Genomic DNA, 17,922 nt, shown 5'->3' with positions numbered 1-17,922 from the left:
AGAAGCGCTCTCTCTGTTAGTGATACTTTTGGTAATCTTTAGTTGTCTCATTCTTTAAAAACAGATTTGGAGTGCAAAGTTACGACAAATAATTTGTTAACATACAAAATTAAGTAACTTTTACACTATATTTTTCATCTAATAAAACAAAAAGAGATGCCGACAAGTTGATTGTCGGCATCCTTTTTCTGTTTCATTAGCTTATTCTACAATCTTCTTACCTTATTTTATATATTACTCTTGAGTCAGATCGACAGCGAAATATCCGCGTTTACCTGATGGGAACACACCGGTCAGGAATAATACCTGGTTCGGAGACTTAACAGCAGCTTTCATTACTTCTTCCAAATCGCTGACTTTGCGCATCGGCTGGTCATTAGCTTTCAGGATAATGAAGCCTTTACGAACTCCTGCATCTGACATCTTACCGGAAGAAACTCCTGTCACTTGCAGACCGTAACCTAGATTCAATTGCTTCTTCAAGTCATCCGGCAACTCTTTGAAAGCAGCTCCCAGGATTTCCATGCCTGCATCCTTCACGATCTTGGTAGTACCTTGCTCGTTCTTCAACGTTACTTCAACGGTCTTTTCCTTCTTATCGCGCATCAGTTTTACTTTCACCTTATCACCCGGACGATGTTTAGCAAGTGCTTCCTGCAAGTCAGCCATATTGGATACTTTCTTATTATCCACACCGATAATTACGTCATCGACTTTGATATCAGCTCCGGCAGCAGAACCATTCTCTACGATTTCAGAAACCCATACTCCTTCTACAACACCCAGTTCTTTAGCTTTATCTGCCAGTGTCTTACCGGATTTGTCAATCGGTTGACGGTCGTCCATCAAACTGCTACCGATAGAGCCACCACGAATACCGAGCAATGCACGTTGTACTGTTCCATATTGTTTCAAGTCGGCAATTACTTTCGTCATAATGCTGGTCGGGATAGCAAAACCGTATCCTGCATAAGCACCTGTCGGAGAAGAAAGCACTGAATTGATACCAACCAATTCACCTTTGGCATTTACCAGTGCACCACCACTGTTACCCTGGTTGATGGCAGCATCCGTCTGGATGAATGATTCTATACCACCATTATATACTCCCAGAGAACGGGCTTTTGCACTTACGATGCCGGCAGTTACAGTAGAGTTCAAATTGAACGGGTTACCTACTGCCAATACCCACTCTCCTACTTTCAACGCTTCGGAATCTCCCACCGGAATAGTCGGGAAATCATCACCCTCAATTTTCACCAGCGCAAGGTCGGTGCTGGGGTCAGTGCCAATCACGCGTCCTTTAAATTCACGGTTATCATTCAGTTTCACACTGATTTCATCCGCACCTTCAATTACGTGATTGTTCGTTACGATATATCCATCCTTCGAGATGATTACTCCCGAACCAAAACCTACACGAGGTTGAGACTGTACCTGACGTTGCTGTCCGCGTCCATCACCAAAAAAGAAATCGAAAATGTCCGGCGCTTGCTGAACAGTTCTTGTTTTAGCTTCTTGAGTAGACCTTATATGTACGACAGCATGAAGTGAATTCTCAGCAGCCTGTGTCAAATCAACAGGTTGAGCGTTCACAGCGTCAAAAGCAGCCAATTTGACATTGGGATTCTGCTTGAACATCTCATTAAAAGATGTTTCTTTTGCAGATTCGTTAGATTGCAACAATTTGTAAGTTGTCAATCCTGCAACTCCTGAGCTAAGAAGAATGATTGCTCCTACTCCCAGAATGTTCTTTGTTGTCTGTTTCATGATTTATAATTCTTTAAAATGTTAATATTCGACATTGTTTTAACTTTTACGACGTTAAAATAATAACAAATATCGTTCACTTATTCTACTTGTCACTCTTTTTTGTCCACTTTTAACAGAGAATATTTGGAGCTTAACAGCGGTTAACGACAACACCTGACAAATTTACATTCGTTGTATGTCAGATGGCTTTAACACTCTGACATTCATTCAGTAAAGTCAGATTTTCATGACACCGATTCCAGGTAAGTCATTCAGAGTGATCTTTCCTTTCACCACTTCCACCCCTTTAAAGCGATCATTAGAGATAAGCAGGTTGCCATCCAGGTCGGCAAAATCCACTAATGGCGAGAACTGTGAAGCTGCAGAAATAGCACAGGAAGTCTCTGTCATACAGCCCACCATGACACGCATGCCGAGTGCATGAGCCAATGTCACCATCTTCCATGCTTCACGCATACCGGTACACTTCATCAGCTTTATATTGATTCCCGTGAAAGCGCCTTTCAAAGCGGCTACATCTCCCAGACGCTGCAAGGATTCATCCGCAAATATCGGTAGCGGGCTCTGTTGCGTTATCCAGGCAATATCCTCTAGCTTCTCCTTAGGCATGGGCTGTTCTATCATCACAACGCCTTTTTCTTTCAGCCAATGAATCATATCGAGCGCGTATTGGCGGTCTGTCCATCCTTGATTGGCATCTATCGCTATCGGAAGGTCTGTTACCGAACGAATGGTTTCAATCATCTCCTTATCATTGTCCCGTCCCAGTTTCACCTTTAATATATTAAACTGATCGGCACACTCTTTTGTTTTCGCCCGCACTACATCCGGCGTATCGATGCCTATCGTAAAGGTAGTGGAAGGTGTCTTTTCTTTGTTCAATCCCCATATCTTATACCAGGGAGCTCCTAATAGTTTCCCTACCAGATCATGAAGGGCGATATCTACCGCAGCTTTAGCTGCCGTATCCTTTGGCGAGAGTCTGTCAACGTATGACAAAATGTCATCTAGCTGAAAAGGATCACTAAACTGTTCCAGATTCACTTTCCCAAGGAAATTCATCACAGACTCTACTGTTTCTCCCAAATAAGGAGGCATAGAGGCTTCTCCATATCCCGTCACGCCTTCATATTCTATTTCTACCTGCACATCGGGAGTTGTTGTACGCGAATAAGTGGCAACTGTAAACACGTGCCTCAACTTCAATTCATAAGGGAAAAAAGTCATTTTCATCTTCCCTCCCAAACCGAGCTTATTTATATGAATGGTAGAAAGCAACGATTCTCCGGCTAGTGCCTGACGGGCTACTAACCCCGAACCGAAAGCAGCCAAAGCTGCCGTTCTCAAAAAATCTCTCCTGTTCTGCATTCTTTTATTGATAAAAGGGGTTCTTATTTGTGGTATTCATTCCTTTCTCCTTATTTATATAAGGTAAGAAACGGACAGCAAAAAGTAAACGCTTCGTGTTGAATTCATCATAGTTTTGATCCGCAGGATTCATGCTGCTGACGTGCACATCTCCCAATGCGTGGATAAACTGCTTGTTTCCGAGGTAAATGCCGACGTGAAAAATACCTTCTTTACGTTCCGCAGTCGCTTTCCGGCCGAAAAACACCAGATCTCCCCGTTTGACATTAGAGAAGTCAGGAGCAATATCGATATGTTCGCCCACATAGGCCTGTTGAGAGGCATCTCTCGGGATAATAATGTCATGCATAAAAAGTACGGTCCGTACCAGTCCGCTACAATCCACTCCCTTGGAAGAGGTTCCTGCCCATAGATAAGGAATTCCCATCATCGAGTAAGCTGTTTCAATGATACTTTCAACATCTTGTTTCAGTGAAGCTCGCCATTCCGCTTCCGGTTGGGAAATGGATTTCGAAAGATATGCTTTCCGTCCGTCGGGATAAGACACTTGATAGAAATGTCCTTTGCTCCCCTCCCACTTCAAACGATTGCCCGCAACAACATCGGATACGGGTTGGGAACTCTCATCCGGTTTTTCATACGCAAATCCGTAGTGCGAGGTAACCACTATCTTTTCTGCCCGGTTCCATTCATCATACCGTTCTTTTGACATGGGGGTAATCACCATCCGGTGCACCCATCCGGTATAATCATCCGGTGTTTGTATCTCGTACCAACCGTTATACTGAAGCACCTTGACCGGCATTCCCAACAATGCCTGCGTACTCATACCGGAAGTAAATTTGCCTTCCTCGCGCAAATTGCAAACTGAAATATGTACTACCCCATAAGCCGAATCGGCAGGCATGGGACGTATTTCCTGTGCTTTCAGGCTAGCTGCCATCATCGCCAGAAAACAATAGAAAAGGAGGATATTCTTCTTCATTAAAATCTATTTTAATGATAGCAAAGTTAGAAATTATTTCTATTTGTGATACTTTCTTTGGCTAAAACAAAATAAATGACGTATTTTTGCAGTCTAAAGCAGTTGGCCGGTCTGTCGCGTGCATGTTTCGTGCAGGAGGAAAGTCCGGGCAACATAGAGCATCCTACTTCCTAACAGAAAGCTGTCCGCGAGGGTAGAGTAACGTAGAAGAAAATAACCGCCGCTCCTTTCGGGGAGAGGTAAGGGTGAGAAGGTGGGGTAAGAGCCCACCAGTCGCATGGCGACATGCGGGCTGTACGTCTTAGGAGTTGTAAGGTCATGTAAACCGGCGTTATGAGAGTTGCTCGCTCCATGTCGGAGGGTAGACCGCTAAAGTGTCGTGGTGACACGCCACTCAGATAAATGACAGGCACCTGATATAATTAAAGATTAATAATCGGAAATTATATGGGTACAGAACTCGGCTTATAGGCTGACTGCTTTTTCTTTTAATTATCCATTTAATTACAAATGACTAATGGATGAGGATCGACTGTTCGAGCAAGTCTGTTGTAATCAGTAATTAGTTGCTTGCAATTAGTAATTAGCGAAGAACTATGAAGAAGAAAATCACCGATATATGGAAGTTTCTTACGTATGACATCTGGCGCATTACGGAAGACGAAGTGACCCGGACCAAGTTCTCACTCTACAATATTATAAAGACCGTCTATCTTTGTATCAATCGGTTTACCAAAGACCGGATGGCCAATAAAGCTTCTGCACTTACTTATAGCACATTGCTTGCCATTGTACCGATACTTGCCATCCTGTTTGCCGTAGCGCGTGGTTTCGGGTTCGACAACCTGATGGAACATCAGTTCCGCAACGGTTTTGGAGGAAATACAGAAACAACGGAGGCCATTCTCTCATTTGTCAATTCCTATCTTTCACAGACCAAAGGAGGTATTTTCATTGGAGTTGGTTTGGTAATGTTGTTATGGACGGTTATCAACCTGGTCAGTAATATTGAAATCACCTTCAACCGTATCTGGGAAGTGAAAAAAGCACGATCCATGTATCGCAAGATTACGGACTATTTCTCCATGTTCCTGCTGATGCCGATTCTGATCGTGGTATCCGGAGGACTTTCTCTGTTTATGAGCACCATTCTCAAGCAGATGGATGATTTCGTTCTGCTCGCTCCTGTTATGAAATTCATGATACGGCTTATTCCTTTCGTCCTGACATGGCTGATGTTCACCGGGCTGTATATCTTCATGCCGAATACGAAAGTGAAATTCAAGCATGCTCTCATTGCAGGTATTCTAGCAGGGTCTGCTTATCAGGCTTTTCAGTTCCTGTACATCAACAGCCAGTTGTGGGTGTCAAAGTACAATGCCATTTATGGTAGTTTTGCCGCACTTCCCTTATTCCTGCTTTGGTTGCAGATATCCTGGACAATCTGTTTGTTTGGAGCCGAACTGACGTATGCCGGACAGAATATCCGCAGTTTTAGCTTTGACCAAGACACCCGGAACATCAGCAGACGATACCGGGATTTTATATCCATCCTGATTATGTCACTCATAGCCAAACGATTCGAAAAGAACAAACCGCCCTATACGGCTGCAGAAATATCGGAAGAGCATCAGATCCCCATCCGGCTGACAAACCAGGTACTTTATCAGTTACAGGAAATAGAATTGATTCACGAGGTGGTTACCGACGAAAAAAGCGAAGAAATCGGTTACCAGCCTTCAATGGATATCAATCAACTGAATGTGGCTGTCCTGCTAGACCGTTTGGACACATACGGCTCCGAGAATTTCAAAATTGACAAAGACGAAGAATTCAACGACGAATGGAAGGTGCTGACCGAATCCAGAGAAGAATACTATAAAAAAGCAAGTAAAGTATTACTGAAGGATTTGTAGGAAAGTCAAACCTTAAATCGCTAAAATGAACTTAACACAATTAGATTAGAAAAAAATGAAAGAGGTAGATACCCGCCATAATGGTGGCGGATGGCTGCACGATGATGTAGTCACCTTACTTAGTGGAAAGGAATATCAACGTTTCGTGCCACGCGGACAATATATCGGCAGCCAGCCTGAAAGGAGAAGATGCACAACTGAAAGCAGCAATAGACTACCTATTGAAAGATTTGTCAAAAAAGAAATAAATATAGCATTATTGATGCCGCTTTTCCGGAGGCATCAATAACACACTAACTATCAACACCTTAAAAAGCCATTTATTGGTTTTAAAGAAACAGATCGTTCCTTTAAAAGGAAAGCATCGTAGGTTTAAAAGGAGCGTCCCCTTCCTTTAAAACCAACGATGCTTTCTGTTATATGCTTATCCTAAAGGGCTAAGAATATAATTATTTTTCAATCAATAACGATTGTATGAAATCACCTTTTCTTTCGGCTTCCTTATCTTCTTACGTTTTTCCTTTGCCGGATAGCCAATGACAATATCCAGCAATAAACGTTTCGAAGCAGGAATACCGGCAAGCTGTTTCAGCTCTTTTTCATCGAACCAACCCAGAATACAAGAACCCAAACCTTCGGCTTCAGCTGCCAGAGAAATATGAGCAGCCGCTATTCCAATGTCGATCAACGGAAAATGCTTGCCTTTTACCTTTCCGCCAAGCAGGGAGGTTATATTAGCAGATTCTTCTACAACCAGAATATGCACGGGAGCATCTTTGGCAAACTTATTCATTCCCAAGCCAGCAGCAGCTTTCCCGGCTTTTTGAGCCAGTTCCTTGTCTGTGATGACCACAAACCTCCAAGGTTGTGCGTTGCAGGCTGAAGGCGCCAAACGTGCAGCTTCAAGTACCCGTTCCAACTTTTCCGGCTCCACCGGACGTTCCTTATCATACGAACGGTCACTTTGACGAGCCTGCACCAATTGAAGAAAATCAGTATATGCCATTTCCAATCCTCCGGTCACTTATTTATATTTTCTTATTTATATTGAATCATCCGGCTGATATACTTGCCGATAATATCGAATTCGATATTTACCACACTGCCAATCTCAAACGTATGGAAGTTCGTATGCTCGTATGTATAAGGAATGATAGCCACCTGGAAAGTATCATCCGTCGGATTACATACCGTCAGGCTAACACCGTTCACAGTCACCGAACCTTTATCCACGGTGATATATCCGCGTTTCGCCATCTCCTTGTCAAACGCATATCGGAATGTAAAATACCAGCTGCCTTCCGCATCCTTAATATCGATACAAGTAGCAGTCTGATCCACATGTCCCTGAACGATATGTCCGTCCAACCGACCGTTCATCATCATGCTACGTTCAACGTTCACCTTATCCCCCACTTTCAACAAACCGAGGTTAGAACGCTCCAACGTTTCTTTCATGGCAGTCACCGTATACGTATCATCCGTCAGAGTCACTACCGTCAGGCATACACCATTGTGAGAAATACTCTGGTCGATTTTCAACTCATTCACAAACGAACACTTAAATGTAAAGTGTATATTCTCCTGGTCTTTCACCAGTGCTACCAAAGTAGCATATTCTTCTACGATTCCAGAAAACATAATTCTATTTACTATTTACAATTTTACAATTGAAAGTACTCTCTTAATGCAAGGGTCAAAGATACGAATAAGGAAGCAGCTTAGAAAATAAGAGCAAAAAAAAATGGGGCTTTTCACAAAGCTCCATTTTTCAGTTTTCAATAGGTATTAGTTTTTTTTTAAGGTAAAAAGATTGTTTTCAGGATAACGGTGCAAATATAGGCGGTTTTACCGATACTATCCAAATTATAAAACATGTCATATAACATATTTTTGAAAATTCTTTGGATTTATTATCATTTGAAGCAAAATCTCCTGCAACTTGTCCGTTACAGGAGACAAATATAAGATAATTTTTTAAGGAGCCCTAATTTCTGTTTAAAAATCGGCAGAAAATTACTTTTCCGGATAGTTATCGTCCGTTTTGCCACGATGTTTTAACACTTTGGCGTCAATGAAGAAAACAATTTCTTCGGCAATGTTGGTAATATGGTCTCCCGAACGTTCCAGTTTACGAAACACGCTGACTAAATCTACGCAAGTATGTACAGCTTCCGGATGTTCGATAATATAGTCTGAAAGAATACCTGTTGCATCCGCATTGATTTCATCCAGCAAATTATCCTTAGCAAACACTCCTGCCGCCAAATCATTACTCTCTTCATTCAAGGCACGTTTTGCCAGTTCCAGCATCGACAACACCTCTGCCTGCATCTCTGCCAGGCGGAGACGAGACAACAGCTCTGCATCCAATACCGGTTCTTTGCAACGAAGTACAAAACGGGCGATTCCTTCCGCAAAGTCACCCAAACGTTCCAAGTTCGTATTGATTTTCAACATAGCCAACACAAAACGAAGATCAATCGCCACCGGATTATACAATGCGATGATATCTTCCACATCACTATCTATCTTCAATTCAAAAGCATTCACCCTGCGTTCGCGAACCATCACCTGTTGAGCCAGCTCCTTGTCAAGGGTCAACACAGCCTCTCCGGCACGGTCAAGCTGGTTGTACACCAATGTCCACATTTCATCAATTTCCTTTTTCAATAGGATGAGTTCCGATTCTATAAACTTTACCATAATCTATTATATAAATGATTAATATTCTATCAACTGGGTTCCAGATACCCGGATTACCCAAAACGTCCCGTTATGTAATTCTGGGTAGCCTCCTTCTCCGGATTGGTGAATATCTTTTTCGTCTGATCGAACTCCACCATTTCTCCCATATAGAAAAACGCCGTCTTATCACTGACACGGGCTGCCTGCTGCATATTATGCGTAACGATTACAATCGTATAATCCTTCTTCAATTCATGAATCAACTCCTCCACTTTCGCCGTAGAAATAGGATCGAGCGCAGACGCAGGTTCATCCATCAGCAATACCGAAGGAGAGACAGCCATTGCACGGGCAATACAAAGACGCTGTTGCTGTCCGCCGGACAGTGCATAAGCCGATTCCTTCAACTTATCTTTCACCTCATCCCAAAGAGCCGCTCCTTTCAATGTTTCCTCCACACGCTGGCGAATGAAAGCATTATCTTTTATTCCATTCACACGAAGTCCGTAAGCCACATTCTCGAATATACTTTTCGGGAAAGGATTGGGACGCTGGAACACCATTCCCACATTCTTGCGGAGTTCGTCCACTTCCACGCCTTTCGCATAGATATTATGTCCGTCGATACGGATTTCTCCCTCCAGACGGGTAGCAGGAATCAAATCATTCATCCGGTTGAAAAGCCGGAGGAAAGTAGATTTGCCACAACCGGACGGTCCGATAAAAGCAACAACCGATTTTTCCTCAATCTGCATACTGATGCCCTTCAATGCATGAAAGTCCCCATACCAGAAGTTCACATCACGCGCATCTATTTTCACTGTATCCATATACTAATTTAGTTCGTTTTTACTCTTTTCTCAAAATACTTTCTCAAGGCATTAGCCAGCAGATTCACCAACAGGATAATCATAATCAATACCAATGCCGTGCCATAAGCCAGCGGCAGTTGTGCCTCTATATCCGTTCCACTGGTGGAAATCACATACAAATGGTAAGGCAAGGCCATACACTGATCCAAAATGCCGGTAGGAAGTTGCGGCAGGAAGTATGCGGCACAAGTAAACAGAATCGGCGCCGTCTCTCCCGAAACACGTCCCAAGGCGAGAATCAACCCAGTGATAATGTTCGGCATACCCATCGGCAGAATAACGTGCCATATCGTCTGCAACTTCGTCGCTCCCAATGCCCGGCTACCTTCACGCATACTGTCGGGAATGGCTTTCAAGGCTTCCTCCGTTGTCCGGATGACCAAAGGTACGCAAAGCAAACCTAATGTCAAAGAGCCTGCCAGAATACTATCACCAAACCCCATATAATTGACAAACAGCGCCATACCGAACAATCCGAATACGATGGAAGGAATACCGCTCAAGTTATTGGTCATCACCCGGATAAAGCGTACCAACCTGCCTTTCGGCGCATACTCATTCATATAAATCCCACTCATCACCCCTATCGGAAATGCAAACAGCGCACTTCCCACCATCAGGTAGAAGGTACCGACAATAGCCGGCCAGATACCGCCACCTGTCATTCCGTCCGTAGGAGCCGAAGTGATAAAATCCCAACTGATAGCACCGATTCCCTTATAGATGATAAATCCCAGAATCGCAAACAATATCAATACAATGCAAAGACTCAACAACCGGAAAATCCCGAAAGCAAATTTCTGCGAACGGTGTTTAGCTTTATTATTACTCCGTATTTCCATCTTATTTACTACGTTTTAATCCTTTAGAAGAAATATATTCCACACTAAAGTTGATAATCAATGTAATGAAGAACAGTACGACACCCAACAGGAACAATGCCTGATAGTGCGGACCACCTGCAGGAGCCTCTCCCAGTTCGGCGGCAATCGTAGCCGGAATGGTACGTAAAGGCTCAAGAATAGTTGTCGGAATCACAGCCGCATTACCGGTCACCATCAATACCGCCATCGTCTCTCCGATAGCACGTCCGATGCCAAGTACCACGCCGGATGTAATACCCGAAATAGAATAAGGAATTACTACCTTATATATAGTCTGCCATTGAGAAGCCCCCAACGCCAGACTCGCTTCCCGCATTGCACGCGGACAGTTACGCATCGCATCTTCCGTCACCGTTATGATGGTAGGCAATGCCATGATGGCCAGTACGATACTCCCTGCCAGGCCGCTCTCTCCCACCGGAAGATTAAACAACTTCTGAATCAACGGAACGATGACAATCAACCCGAAAAAGCCATAGACCACGGAAGGAATACCGCTCAACAGTTCGATAATCGGTTTCAGCCAGTTCCGCACTTTCGGGTTTGCCACTTCAGACATATAGATAGAAACCGAAAGCCCGAACGGCAAAGCAAAAAGAATGGCGAACAGACTCACCCACAACGTACCGGTAATCAACGGCAGGAAGCCGAATTGAGCTGCCGGAGTGGCCGTAGGAAACCATTCGGCACCCGCAAATACATCTTTCACGGAAATGGTGTTATCCTCTATGAAATGCACCGCGTCCGGATGAACAATAAACTTCTGCGGAACAAAAGCTACGATACCCGGTGTTTTCTCTACCAGTTCCGTAATCTTGTCGCCTGCATATTCATAAGCAGGTCCCAGCTCCTCTTCCGTATAATACTGCGTTATATCCTCCAAACGAAAAACCCGGATAGAGAGATCTTCCCCACCGAGTTCCTTCCAGTTTGTGATCTCCTCATCAAAAACATTTTTTATCTGTGCAGGGCTCAACACACTAACTTTGTTGCTCTTATTCAGCGCCAACACATATCCCTCTTCAATCACCTTACTCTTGAACAGCCCGAAAGCTTCCGTGAAAAGGAAGAGTACAATCAGCAGAATAGTAATACTTGTCACGAAACCGCTACAAGTCAACATTCCTTCTATAATCCTTTCAAATACCTTTTTCATACCTACTATGATTTCTGATGCAAAGAAAGCGTCTCTTTATTAAGGAAGTGTGACTAACGTTTGAAGGAAATGTTTCAATTATGTTACGTTTGTGTTACAAGTATCATTTCCATTCCGTATGAAATGGAAATGTAATATCCGATTGCTTAATTTGCAAAGTCAATAAAAAGAAGAAATATGAAAGTGAGAAGAAACTTATTAATCGCCCTTTCCTTACTCTCGCTCGGTGCCAACGCACAACGTATAAAAGGTAGCGACACGGTACTGCCTGTCGCACAACAGACAGCAGAGCGGTTTATGAACCAGCATCCGGATGCCCGTGTCACTGTAACCGGTGGCGGAACCGGTGTGGGTATCTCCGCTTTAATGGATAATACAACGGACATTGCAATGGCTTCCCGCCCGATCAAGTTCAGCGAGAAGATGAAAATTAAAGCGGCAGGAGAAGAAGTAAACGAAGTGATTGTTGCCTACGACGCCCTCGCCGTGGTGGTGCATCCCTCTAATCCGGTGAAACAGCTGACCCGCCAACAACTGGAGGATATTTTCCGGGGGAAGATAACCAACTGGAAACAGGTAGGCGGAGACAACCGAAAAATAGTAGTCTACTCGCGTGAAACATCGTCCGGTACTTACGAATTTTTCAAAGAGAGCGTACTGAAAAATAAAAACTACATGGCAAGCAGCCTTTCCATGCCGGCAACAGGTGCTATTATCCAGTCTGTCAGCCAGACCAAAGGAGCTATCGGATATGTAGGACTGGCCTACGTGTCTCCCCGTGTCAAAACGCTTTCCGTGTCTTATGACGGAAGCCACTACGCCACCCCTACGGTAGAGAATGCCACCAACAAAACCTACCCTATCGTCCGGCCGCTTTACTACTATTACAATGTAAAAAATAAGGAACAAGTTAGCCCCCTGATTCAGTTTATTCTTTCATCCGACGGACAGGACATTATAAAAAAGAGCGGTTATATTCCGGTTAAATAAAAAAAATGTCCTACTTTTGTAGCCTAAATACAGATAACATTAACCGTTATGACAGATATTAAAAACGAAGAAGCAGGCGAAAAGAAAAGCTTGAACTTTATTGAACAGGCAGTAGAGAAAGACTTGAAAGAAGGTAAAAATGGTGGAAAAGTGCAGACGCGTTTCCCGCCCGAGCCCAACGGCTATCTTCACATCGGCCATGCCAAAGCTATTTGCCTTGATTTCGGCATCGCAGAAAAACACGGCGGTGTATGTAACCTTCGTTTCGACGACACAAACCCTACCAAGGAAGATGTGGAATATGTAGAAGCTATCAAAGAAGATATCCAATGGCTAGGCTACCAGTGGGGAAACGAATACTACGCTTCCGACTACTTCCAACAATTATGGGACTTCGCTATCCGCCTGATTCAGGAGGGAAAAGCATATATCGACGAACAGAGTTCCGAACTGATTGCACAGCAGAAAGGTACTCCTACCCAACCGGGTGTGGAAAGCCCTTACCGGAACCGTCCTATCGAAGAGAGCCTCGAACTTTTTAAGAAAATGAATAGCGGCGAGATCGAAGAAGGCGCCATGGTGCTCCGTGCCAAGATTGACATGGCTAATCCGAATATGCACTTCCGCGATCCGATTATTTACCGTGTAGTGAAACACCCGCACCACCGTACGGGTACTATTTGGAAAGCTTATCCGATGTATGACTTCGCCCACGGACAGAGTGACTTCTTCGAAGGAGTGACTCATTCTCTGTGCACACTTGAATTTGTGGTACACCGTCCGCTTTACGACCTCTTCATCGATTGGTTGAAAGAAGGAAAAGACCTGAACGACAACCGTCCCCGTCAAACTGAATTCAACAAACTGAACCTAAGCTACACCCTGATGAGCAAACGTAACCTGCTCACACTGGTGAAAGAAGGATTGGTAAACGGATGGGACGACCCTCGTATGCCGACGATCTGCGGTTTCCGCCGTCGCGGTTATTCACCGGAGTCCATTCATAAGTTTATCGATAAAATCGGATATACCACTTACGATGCCCTGAACGACATCGCCCTGTTGGAAAGCTCTGTCCGGGATGATTTGAACAGCCGTGCTACCCGTATATCTGCAGTAATCAACCCGGTTAAATTGATTATCACCAACTATCCGGAAGGACAGGTTGAAGAACTGGAAGCAATCAACAATCCGGAAGATCCGGAAGCAGGAAGTCACCTGATCGAGTTCAGCCGCGAATTGTGGATGGAGCGCGAAGACTTCATGGAAGACGCTCCCAAGAAATATTTCCGCATGACACCGGGACAAGAAGTACGTCTCAAAAATGCTTATATCGTAAAATGCACCGGTTGCAAGAAAGACGAAAACGGTGTAATCACAGAAGTATATTGCGAATATGACGCAAATACCCGTAGCGGCATGCCGGATGCGAACCGCAAGGTGAAAGGTACGCTCCATTGGGTAAGCTGCAACCACTGCCTGCAAGCAGAAGTACGTTTGTACGACCGTTTGTGGAAAGTGGAAAATCCACGTGACGAACTGGCTGCCATCCGCGAAGCAAAAAAATGCGAAGCACTGGAAGCCATGAAAGAAATCATTAATCCGGATTCATTGAAAGTTCTGCCCAACTGCTACATAGAGAAGTTCGCAGCTACCTTGCCTCCACTCTCCTATCTGCAGTTCCAACGGATCGGTTACTTTAATATCGACAAAGAATCAACCCCGGATAAACTAATCTTCAACCGTACAGTAGGGTTGAAAGACACATGGGGTAAGATCAATAAATAACTAAGCTTTCAAGCTTAACTTTACAATGGGGCTGTGTCAAAAGGATCATCATCTGAACTTTTGCAACAGCCCCATCTTAGCAATTAAAAATCTAAAAGTAAAATGGGTAGAAAAAATTCGCCATCAGCAAAAAAGGAACTAGTCACACTAATCACAAACTACGAAGAAGCAAAAGCAGAAAACCGACAACTTTATCTGGATGCTGACCAATTGGCCGACATCGCCGACTGGTATGCCTCCGAACGAAAATTTGAAGAAGCACAAGAAGTAATCACTTATGGACTTAAAATACATCCGGGAAACACAGATTTGCTTATAGAACAAGCATATCTTTACCTGGATACCCAAAAGCTGCAAAAAGCAAAAAAAGTAGCGGATTCGATTACCGAAGAATTTGATTCCGAAGTGAAACTGCTGAAAGCCGAACTATTGCTGAATGGAGGAAAACTGGAAGAAGCTCAACGGCTGTTAAGCACAATAGCGGATGCCGACGAGCTGGAAACAATCATTGATGTTGTTTTTCTCTATCTGGACATGGGATACCCGGACGCAGCCAAAGAATGGCTCGACAGAGGTAAATCCCGTTATGCCGAAGATGAAGAATATATGGCTCTCACAGCCGATTATCTGGCATCGACCCATCAGGTAGAATCGGCCATCATCTATTACAATAAACTCATTGACAAATCTCCATTCAACCCTTCCTACTGGATGGGACTGGTGAAATGTTACTTTGTCCAGGAACAAATAGACAAAGCCATCGAAGCCTGTGATTTCGCATTGGCAGCCGACGATCAGTACGGGGAAGCTTATGCCTACAAGGCACATTGTTTCTTCTATCTGAACAATTCGGATGATGCCATCGAGAATTACCAAAAGGCGATTGAGCTCAAAGCCATTCCCCCCGAACTGGGTTACATGTTTATGGGAATATCCTACGGTAATAAAGAAGAATGGCAAAAAGCCGATGACTATTACGACAAAGTGATCGAACGTTTTGAAGAAGACGGAGACAAGCAGTCTATTTTATTGATAGACACCTATACCAGCAAAGCATTCGCCCTGTCTCACCTGGAAAGGTATGAAGAGGCGCATGAACTATGCGAGAAAGCCAAAGAGATAAACCCGAACGAGGGATTGATTTATCTGACAGAAGGAAAACTATACCTGGCAGAGGAACTGGAAGACGAAGCTGCCATCTCTTTCGAAAAAACGATAGAGATCAATCCGAACATAGAAATGTGGTATATGATTGCCTCTGCTTATTCGGAAAGTGACTATCTGATCGAAGCGAAAGAATACTTTGAAAAAGTGTACCAGATAAATCCGAAATATGAAGATGTGACGGAGAAATTGAGTGTTCTTTGCCTCATGCACGGTGAAATCGACAACTTCTTTAAATATAACAAGGAATGTGAACATCCACTGGAAGAAGACATGATCCTGGATCTGTTGAACAGTCCCGAACACAGAGAAGAAGACGAAAGAACTCTCAAAGAAGTGTGGGAACGCATGAAAAAAGAGAATAAGAAAAAAACAAAAGGAAAAAAATAAATCAATTTATAAATTCTATCCTCAAAAAACATGGAATCAGTAGCAGAACTTCTTAAATGGGTATTAGAAAACTTGAACTATTGGGTAGTCACTATTTTTATGGCTATCGAAAGCTCTTTTATTCCCTTCCCCTCGGAAGCCGTAGTACCCCCTGCCGCATGGAAAGCTATGGCAGACGACAGTATGAATATCTTTCTCGTTGTCCTATTTGCAACTATAGGAGCAGATATCGGTGCATTAGTTAATTATTATCTGGCACGTTGGTTGGGTCGTCCTATTATCTATAAATTCGCTAACAGCCGTTTAGGGCACATGTGCCTTATTGACGAAGAGAAAATACACCATGCAGAAGAATATTTCAGAAAGCACGGTGCAGCCTCTACTTTCTTTGGCCGTCTTATTCCGGCTGTACGCCAACTTATCAGTATTCCCGCAGGGTTAGCCGGCATGAAAATAGGTCCTTTCCTGCTTTATACAACTCTCGGCGCTGCTATATGGAACAGTATATTAGCTTTGCTCGGATACCTGATTTACCGTTTTACAGACCTCAAAACGACTAACGATGTCTATGTAATGGCCACCGAATACAGTCACGAAATCGGCTATGTCATTATAGCAGTGGTGGTAATTGTAATCGTTTTTTTGGCTTATAAAGGGCTGAAAAAAAGAAAATAAGTAGTAAAATACTCATTGCAAAGCCACAGAGGACGCAGAGAACACAAAGCAAGAACATAGAGTTACCGGGGCATCCATTATTGTAAATCGGCTATTACCCGTTAAATTCTTACTTCTTTGTGTATTCTACGTCCTCTGTGGTTTATTTTTTGTGGTAGATAAGAGCTAATTAGAAATTAAACTGAACTCCTACTCCCAATATCTCTTTAAATTGCACACGAGCACCTTTTGTTCCATCCTTTTGCACGATTTTCACATCATCGTCATACATCAGGTTAGTAGTAAGTGTGGTTGAGAACCATTTATTGATAATCATATTTACTTGTACTTCCCAGTTCACATCTATATTCAGCGGCTTATGCAGATAATCGGAATATAGATCCAAACGTGAATATACCGTCATATTCTTCAAGAATTCATATTTGGCTTCTCCTTTCAAGTTAGCACCGAAGCTGGATAACAGATGTTTGCCCGGATCCACTCCATAAGCTCCTTCGTCAGAGAGACGGTCATTGAGTACAAATGTTCCGCGCCACGCAGCAGGAGACAATACAACGGTAAATATCTTACCCGGATCATACGTAAAGCCCAAACCGGTAGTCAAATAGGCAGGAGCCATAAATTCGGAGATAGCAATGTCTTTATTGACGGAGTAGTCATATCCTGGAGAAAACTGTGTCTGGAAAGTGGCGAACGCACTGGCATACCAACTTTTGGCAATAGCATAGCCATAATTCGTATTCAAATAGATTTTATCATTTGCTTTCCTAGTTCCGTCGTCACCGGTCTTATTTAATCCATAAGCCAGTTCGATACGATTATTCCACAGATGTTTTCCTTTCTTATAATTAATCTGATAAGTGCCCTGCAAGTCAAAGGCAACGGAGTTATCACCTCCGGCAGCCCAATTAGTGAGGCTCACTTGCGTTAGTTTCAGTCCGGCAAATCCTTCTTTTGTCCAGGGAGAAATTTGTGTACTATCGGCAGTTTGGGCCGACAAGGTTCCAACGCCCATACATAACAGGGCGATGAATAGAGTTTTCATTTTGTTCATGATAGTTGAGGTTTAGTGTAGAAAAAACACAACCTAACAAGAACGGAGCCTTGGCAGTTTACCAAGCCTTTTTACCAGTTCCCATTAGGTCAAAATCTTTAAGATAAGTAGCAGGCTTAAGTATTAAGTATTAGCCATATTCGTTTATTAGCTGCAACTAATAGTTAATAATGCGAATCAGCAGTTGACAATCTTCTACCTTTTCGCTTGTTAAAATGT

16 protein-coding genes and 1 other RNA gene are annotated in these 17,922 nt (G+C 43.4%); 7 read left to right on the top strand and 10 right to left on the bottom strand.

Annotated features, from left to right (window positions below):
* Positions 1-234: 234 nt before the first annotated feature.
* The 3 genes from ACT8YW_RS16550 to ACT8YW_RS16540 form a co-directional block, all read right to left on the bottom strand.
* Positions 235-1,770, bottom strand: coding sequence for a trypsin-like peptidase domain-containing protein (locus tag ACT8YW_RS16550; protein ID WP_004296667.1), 1,536 nt, complete (start codon positions 1,768-1,770; stop codon positions 235-237).
* Between the two features lie 219 nt (positions 1,771-1,989).
* Positions 1,990-3,141, bottom strand: coding sequence for a dipeptide epimerase (locus ACT8YW_RS16545; RefSeq protein WP_444106219.1), 1,152 nt, complete (start codon positions 3,139-3,141; stop codon positions 1,990-1,992).
* 4 nt (positions 3,142-3,145) lie between these two features.
* Complete coding sequence (locus tag ACT8YW_RS16540) at positions 3,146-4,126, bottom strand: C40 family peptidase (protein WP_444106217.1); 981 nt, start codon at positions 4,124-4,126, stop codon at positions 3,146-3,148.
* A gap of 98 nt (positions 4,127-4,224) precedes the next feature.
* Between ACT8YW_RS16540 and rnpB the strand changes: the two genes are divergently transcribed.
* The 3 genes from rnpB to ACT8YW_RS16525 all read left to right on the top strand — a co-directional run bounded on the left by rnpB (position 4,225) and on the right by ACT8YW_RS16525 (position 6,331).
* An RNA gene (gene rnpB / locus ACT8YW_RS16535) (RNase P RNA component class A) lies at positions 4,225-4,610 on the top strand.
* 112 nt (positions 4,611-4,722) lie between these two features.
* Positions 4,723-6,042, top strand: coding sequence for a YihY/virulence factor BrkB family protein (locus ACT8YW_RS16530; RefSeq protein WP_444106215.1), 1,320 nt, complete (start codon positions 4,723-4,725; stop codon positions 6,040-6,042).
* A gap of 55 nt (positions 6,043-6,097) precedes the next feature.
* A complete protein-coding gene (locus ACT8YW_RS16525; RefSeq protein WP_444106221.1) occupies positions 6,098-6,331 on the top strand; it encodes a hypothetical protein in 234 nt (77 codons plus the stop codon).
* A 171-nt stretch (positions 6,332-6,502) separates the two neighbouring features.
* On the opposite strand, the gene ACT8YW_RS16520 is transcribed toward ACT8YW_RS16525, so the two are convergent.
* The 6 genes from ACT8YW_RS16520 to pstC all read right to left on the bottom strand — a co-directional run bounded on the left by ACT8YW_RS16520 (position 6,503) and on the right by pstC (position 11,642).
* A complete protein-coding gene (locus ACT8YW_RS16520) occupies positions 6,503-7,048 on the bottom strand; it encodes a nitroreductase family protein (RefSeq protein WP_008777194.1) in 546 nt (181 codons plus the stop codon).
* Positions 7,049-7,080: 32 nt separating this feature from the next.
* Positions 7,081-7,683 carry a riboflavin synthase gene (locus tag ACT8YW_RS16515; RefSeq protein ID WP_004303876.1) on the bottom strand — a complete coding sequence of 201 codons (603 nt, stop codon included), beginning with the start codon at positions 7,681-7,683 and terminating at the stop codon, positions 7,081-7,083.
* 375 nt (positions 7,684-8,058) lie between these two features.
* On the bottom strand, positions 8,059-8,748 hold the full coding sequence (gene phoU, locus ACT8YW_RS16510) for a phosphate signaling complex protein PhoU (protein WP_444106213.1): 690 nt from the start codon (positions 8,746-8,748) through the stop codon (positions 8,059-8,061).
* A 53-nt stretch (positions 8,749-8,801) separates the two neighbouring features.
* The gene (gene pstB, locus ACT8YW_RS16505; protein WP_004296658.1) at positions 8,802-9,560 is read right to left on the bottom strand and encodes a phosphate ABC transporter ATP-binding protein PstB; all 759 of its coding nucleotides are present in this window, start codon (positions 9,558-9,560) and stop codon (positions 8,802-8,804) included.
* 8 nt (positions 9,561-9,568) lie between these two features.
* Entirely contained in the window at positions 9,569-10,444 is an 876-nt protein-coding gene (gene pstA, locus ACT8YW_RS16500) for a phosphate ABC transporter permease PstA (protein ID WP_444106211.1), read from the bottom strand.
* Position 10,445: 1 nt separating this feature from the next.
* On the bottom strand, positions 10,446-11,642 hold the full coding sequence (gene pstC / locus ACT8YW_RS16495) for a phosphate ABC transporter permease subunit PstC (RefSeq protein ID WP_195646711.1): 1,197 nt from the start codon (positions 11,640-11,642) through the stop codon (positions 10,446-10,448).
* Between the two features lie 177 nt (positions 11,643-11,819).
* Between pstC and ACT8YW_RS16490 the strand changes: the two genes are divergently transcribed.
* The 4 genes from ACT8YW_RS16490 (at position 11,820) to ACT8YW_RS16475 (ending at position 16,649) form a co-directional block, all read left to right on the top strand.
* Positions 11,820-12,632: a PstS family phosphate ABC transporter substrate-binding protein gene (locus ACT8YW_RS16490; protein WP_004310267.1), complete on the top strand. Its 813-nt coding sequence runs from the start codon at positions 11,820-11,822 to the stop codon at positions 12,630-12,632.
* Positions 12,633-12,680: 48 nt separating this feature from the next.
* Entirely contained in the window at positions 12,681-14,420 is a 1,740-nt protein-coding gene (locus ACT8YW_RS16485) for a glutamine--tRNA ligase/YqeY domain fusion protein (RefSeq protein ID WP_444106208.1), read from the top strand.
* 102 nt (positions 14,421-14,522) lie between these two features.
* Entirely contained in the window at positions 14,523-15,974 is a 1,452-nt protein-coding gene (locus ACT8YW_RS16480; protein ID WP_444106206.1) for a tetratricopeptide repeat protein, read from the top strand.
* Positions 15,975-16,004: 30 nt separating this feature from the next.
* On the top strand, positions 16,005-16,649 hold the full coding sequence (locus tag ACT8YW_RS16475) for a DedA family protein (protein WP_004296652.1): 645 nt from the start codon (positions 16,005-16,007) through the stop codon (positions 16,647-16,649).
* A gap of 169 nt (positions 16,650-16,818) precedes the next feature.
* Here the strand turns inward: ACT8YW_RS16475 and ACT8YW_RS16470 are convergent, their stop codons facing one another.
* The gene (locus tag ACT8YW_RS16470) at positions 16,819-17,703 is read right to left on the bottom strand and encodes a DUF3078 domain-containing protein (protein WP_004296651.1); all 885 of its coding nucleotides are present in this window, start codon (positions 17,701-17,703) and stop codon (positions 16,819-16,821) included.
* Positions 17,704-17,922: the final 219 nt, after the last annotated feature.

The organism is Bacteroides sp., from assembly GCF_052357945.1.
Taxonomy (GTDB): Bacteria; Bacteroidota; Bacteroidia; order Bacteroidales; family Bacteroidaceae; genus Bacteroides.
Note: the sequence above shows the minus strand (reverse complement) of the source record. Positions and strands in the feature narration are given on the sequence as shown.

Bases quoted from the DNA above. Each gene is read 5' to 3' on its own strand.
- ACT8YW_RS16470 (WP_004296651.1), bottom strand. From the start codon at position 17,703: ATGAACAAAATGAAAACTCTATTCATCGCCCTGTTATGTATGGGCGTT.
- pstC (WP_195646711.1), bottom strand. From the start codon at position 11,642: ATGAAAAAGGTATTTGAAAGGATTATAGAAGGAATGTTGACTTGTAGC.
- ACT8YW_RS16525 (WP_444106221.1), top strand. From the start codon at position 6,098: ATGAAAGAGGTAGATACCCGCCATAATGGTGGCGGATGGCTGCACGAT.
- phoU (WP_444106213.1), bottom strand. From the start codon at position 8,748: ATGGTAAAGTTTATAGAATCGGAACTCATCCTATTGAAAAAGGAAATT.
- ACT8YW_RS16490 (WP_004310267.1), top strand. From the start codon at position 11,820: ATGAAAGTGAGAAGAAACTTATTAATCGCCCTTTCCTTACTCTCGCTC.
- ACT8YW_RS16480 (WP_444106206.1), top strand. From the start codon at position 14,523: ATGGGTAGAAAAAATTCGCCATCAGCAAAAAAGGAACTAGTCACACTA.
- pstB (WP_004296658.1), bottom strand. From the start codon at position 9,560: ATGGATACAGTGAAAATAGATGCGCGTGATGTGAACTTCTGGTATGGG.
- ACT8YW_RS16520 (WP_008777194.1), bottom strand. From the start codon at position 7,048: ATGGCATATACTGATTTTCTTCAATTGGTGCAGGCTCGTCAAAGTGAC.
- ACT8YW_RS16485 (WP_444106208.1), top strand. From the start codon at position 12,681: ATGACAGATATTAAAAACGAAGAAGCAGGCGAAAAGAAAAGCTTGAAC.
- ACT8YW_RS16515 (WP_004303876.1), bottom strand. From the start codon at position 7,683: ATGTTTTCTGGAATCGTAGAAGAATATGCTACTTTGGTAGCACTGGTG.
- ACT8YW_RS16545 (WP_444106219.1), bottom strand. From the start codon at position 3,141: ATGCAGAACAGGAGAGATTTTTTGAGAACGGCAGCTTTGGCTGCTTTC.
- ACT8YW_RS16475 (WP_004296652.1), top strand. From the start codon at position 16,005: ATGGAATCAGTAGCAGAACTTCTTAAATGGGTATTAGAAAACTTGAAC.
- ACT8YW_RS16550 (WP_004296667.1), bottom strand. From the start codon at position 1,770: ATGAAACAGACAACAAAGAACATTCTGGGAGTAGGAGCAATCATTCTT.
- ACT8YW_RS16540 (WP_444106217.1), bottom strand. From the start codon at position 4,126: ATGAAGAAGAATATCCTCCTTTTCTATTGTTTTCTGGCGATGATGGCA.
- pstA (WP_444106211.1), bottom strand. From the start codon at position 10,444: ATGGAAATACGGAGTAATAATAAAGCTAAACACCGTTCGCAGAAATTT.
- ACT8YW_RS16530 (WP_444106215.1), top strand. From the start codon at position 4,723: ATGAAGAAGAAAATCACCGATATATGGAAGTTTCTTACGTATGACATC.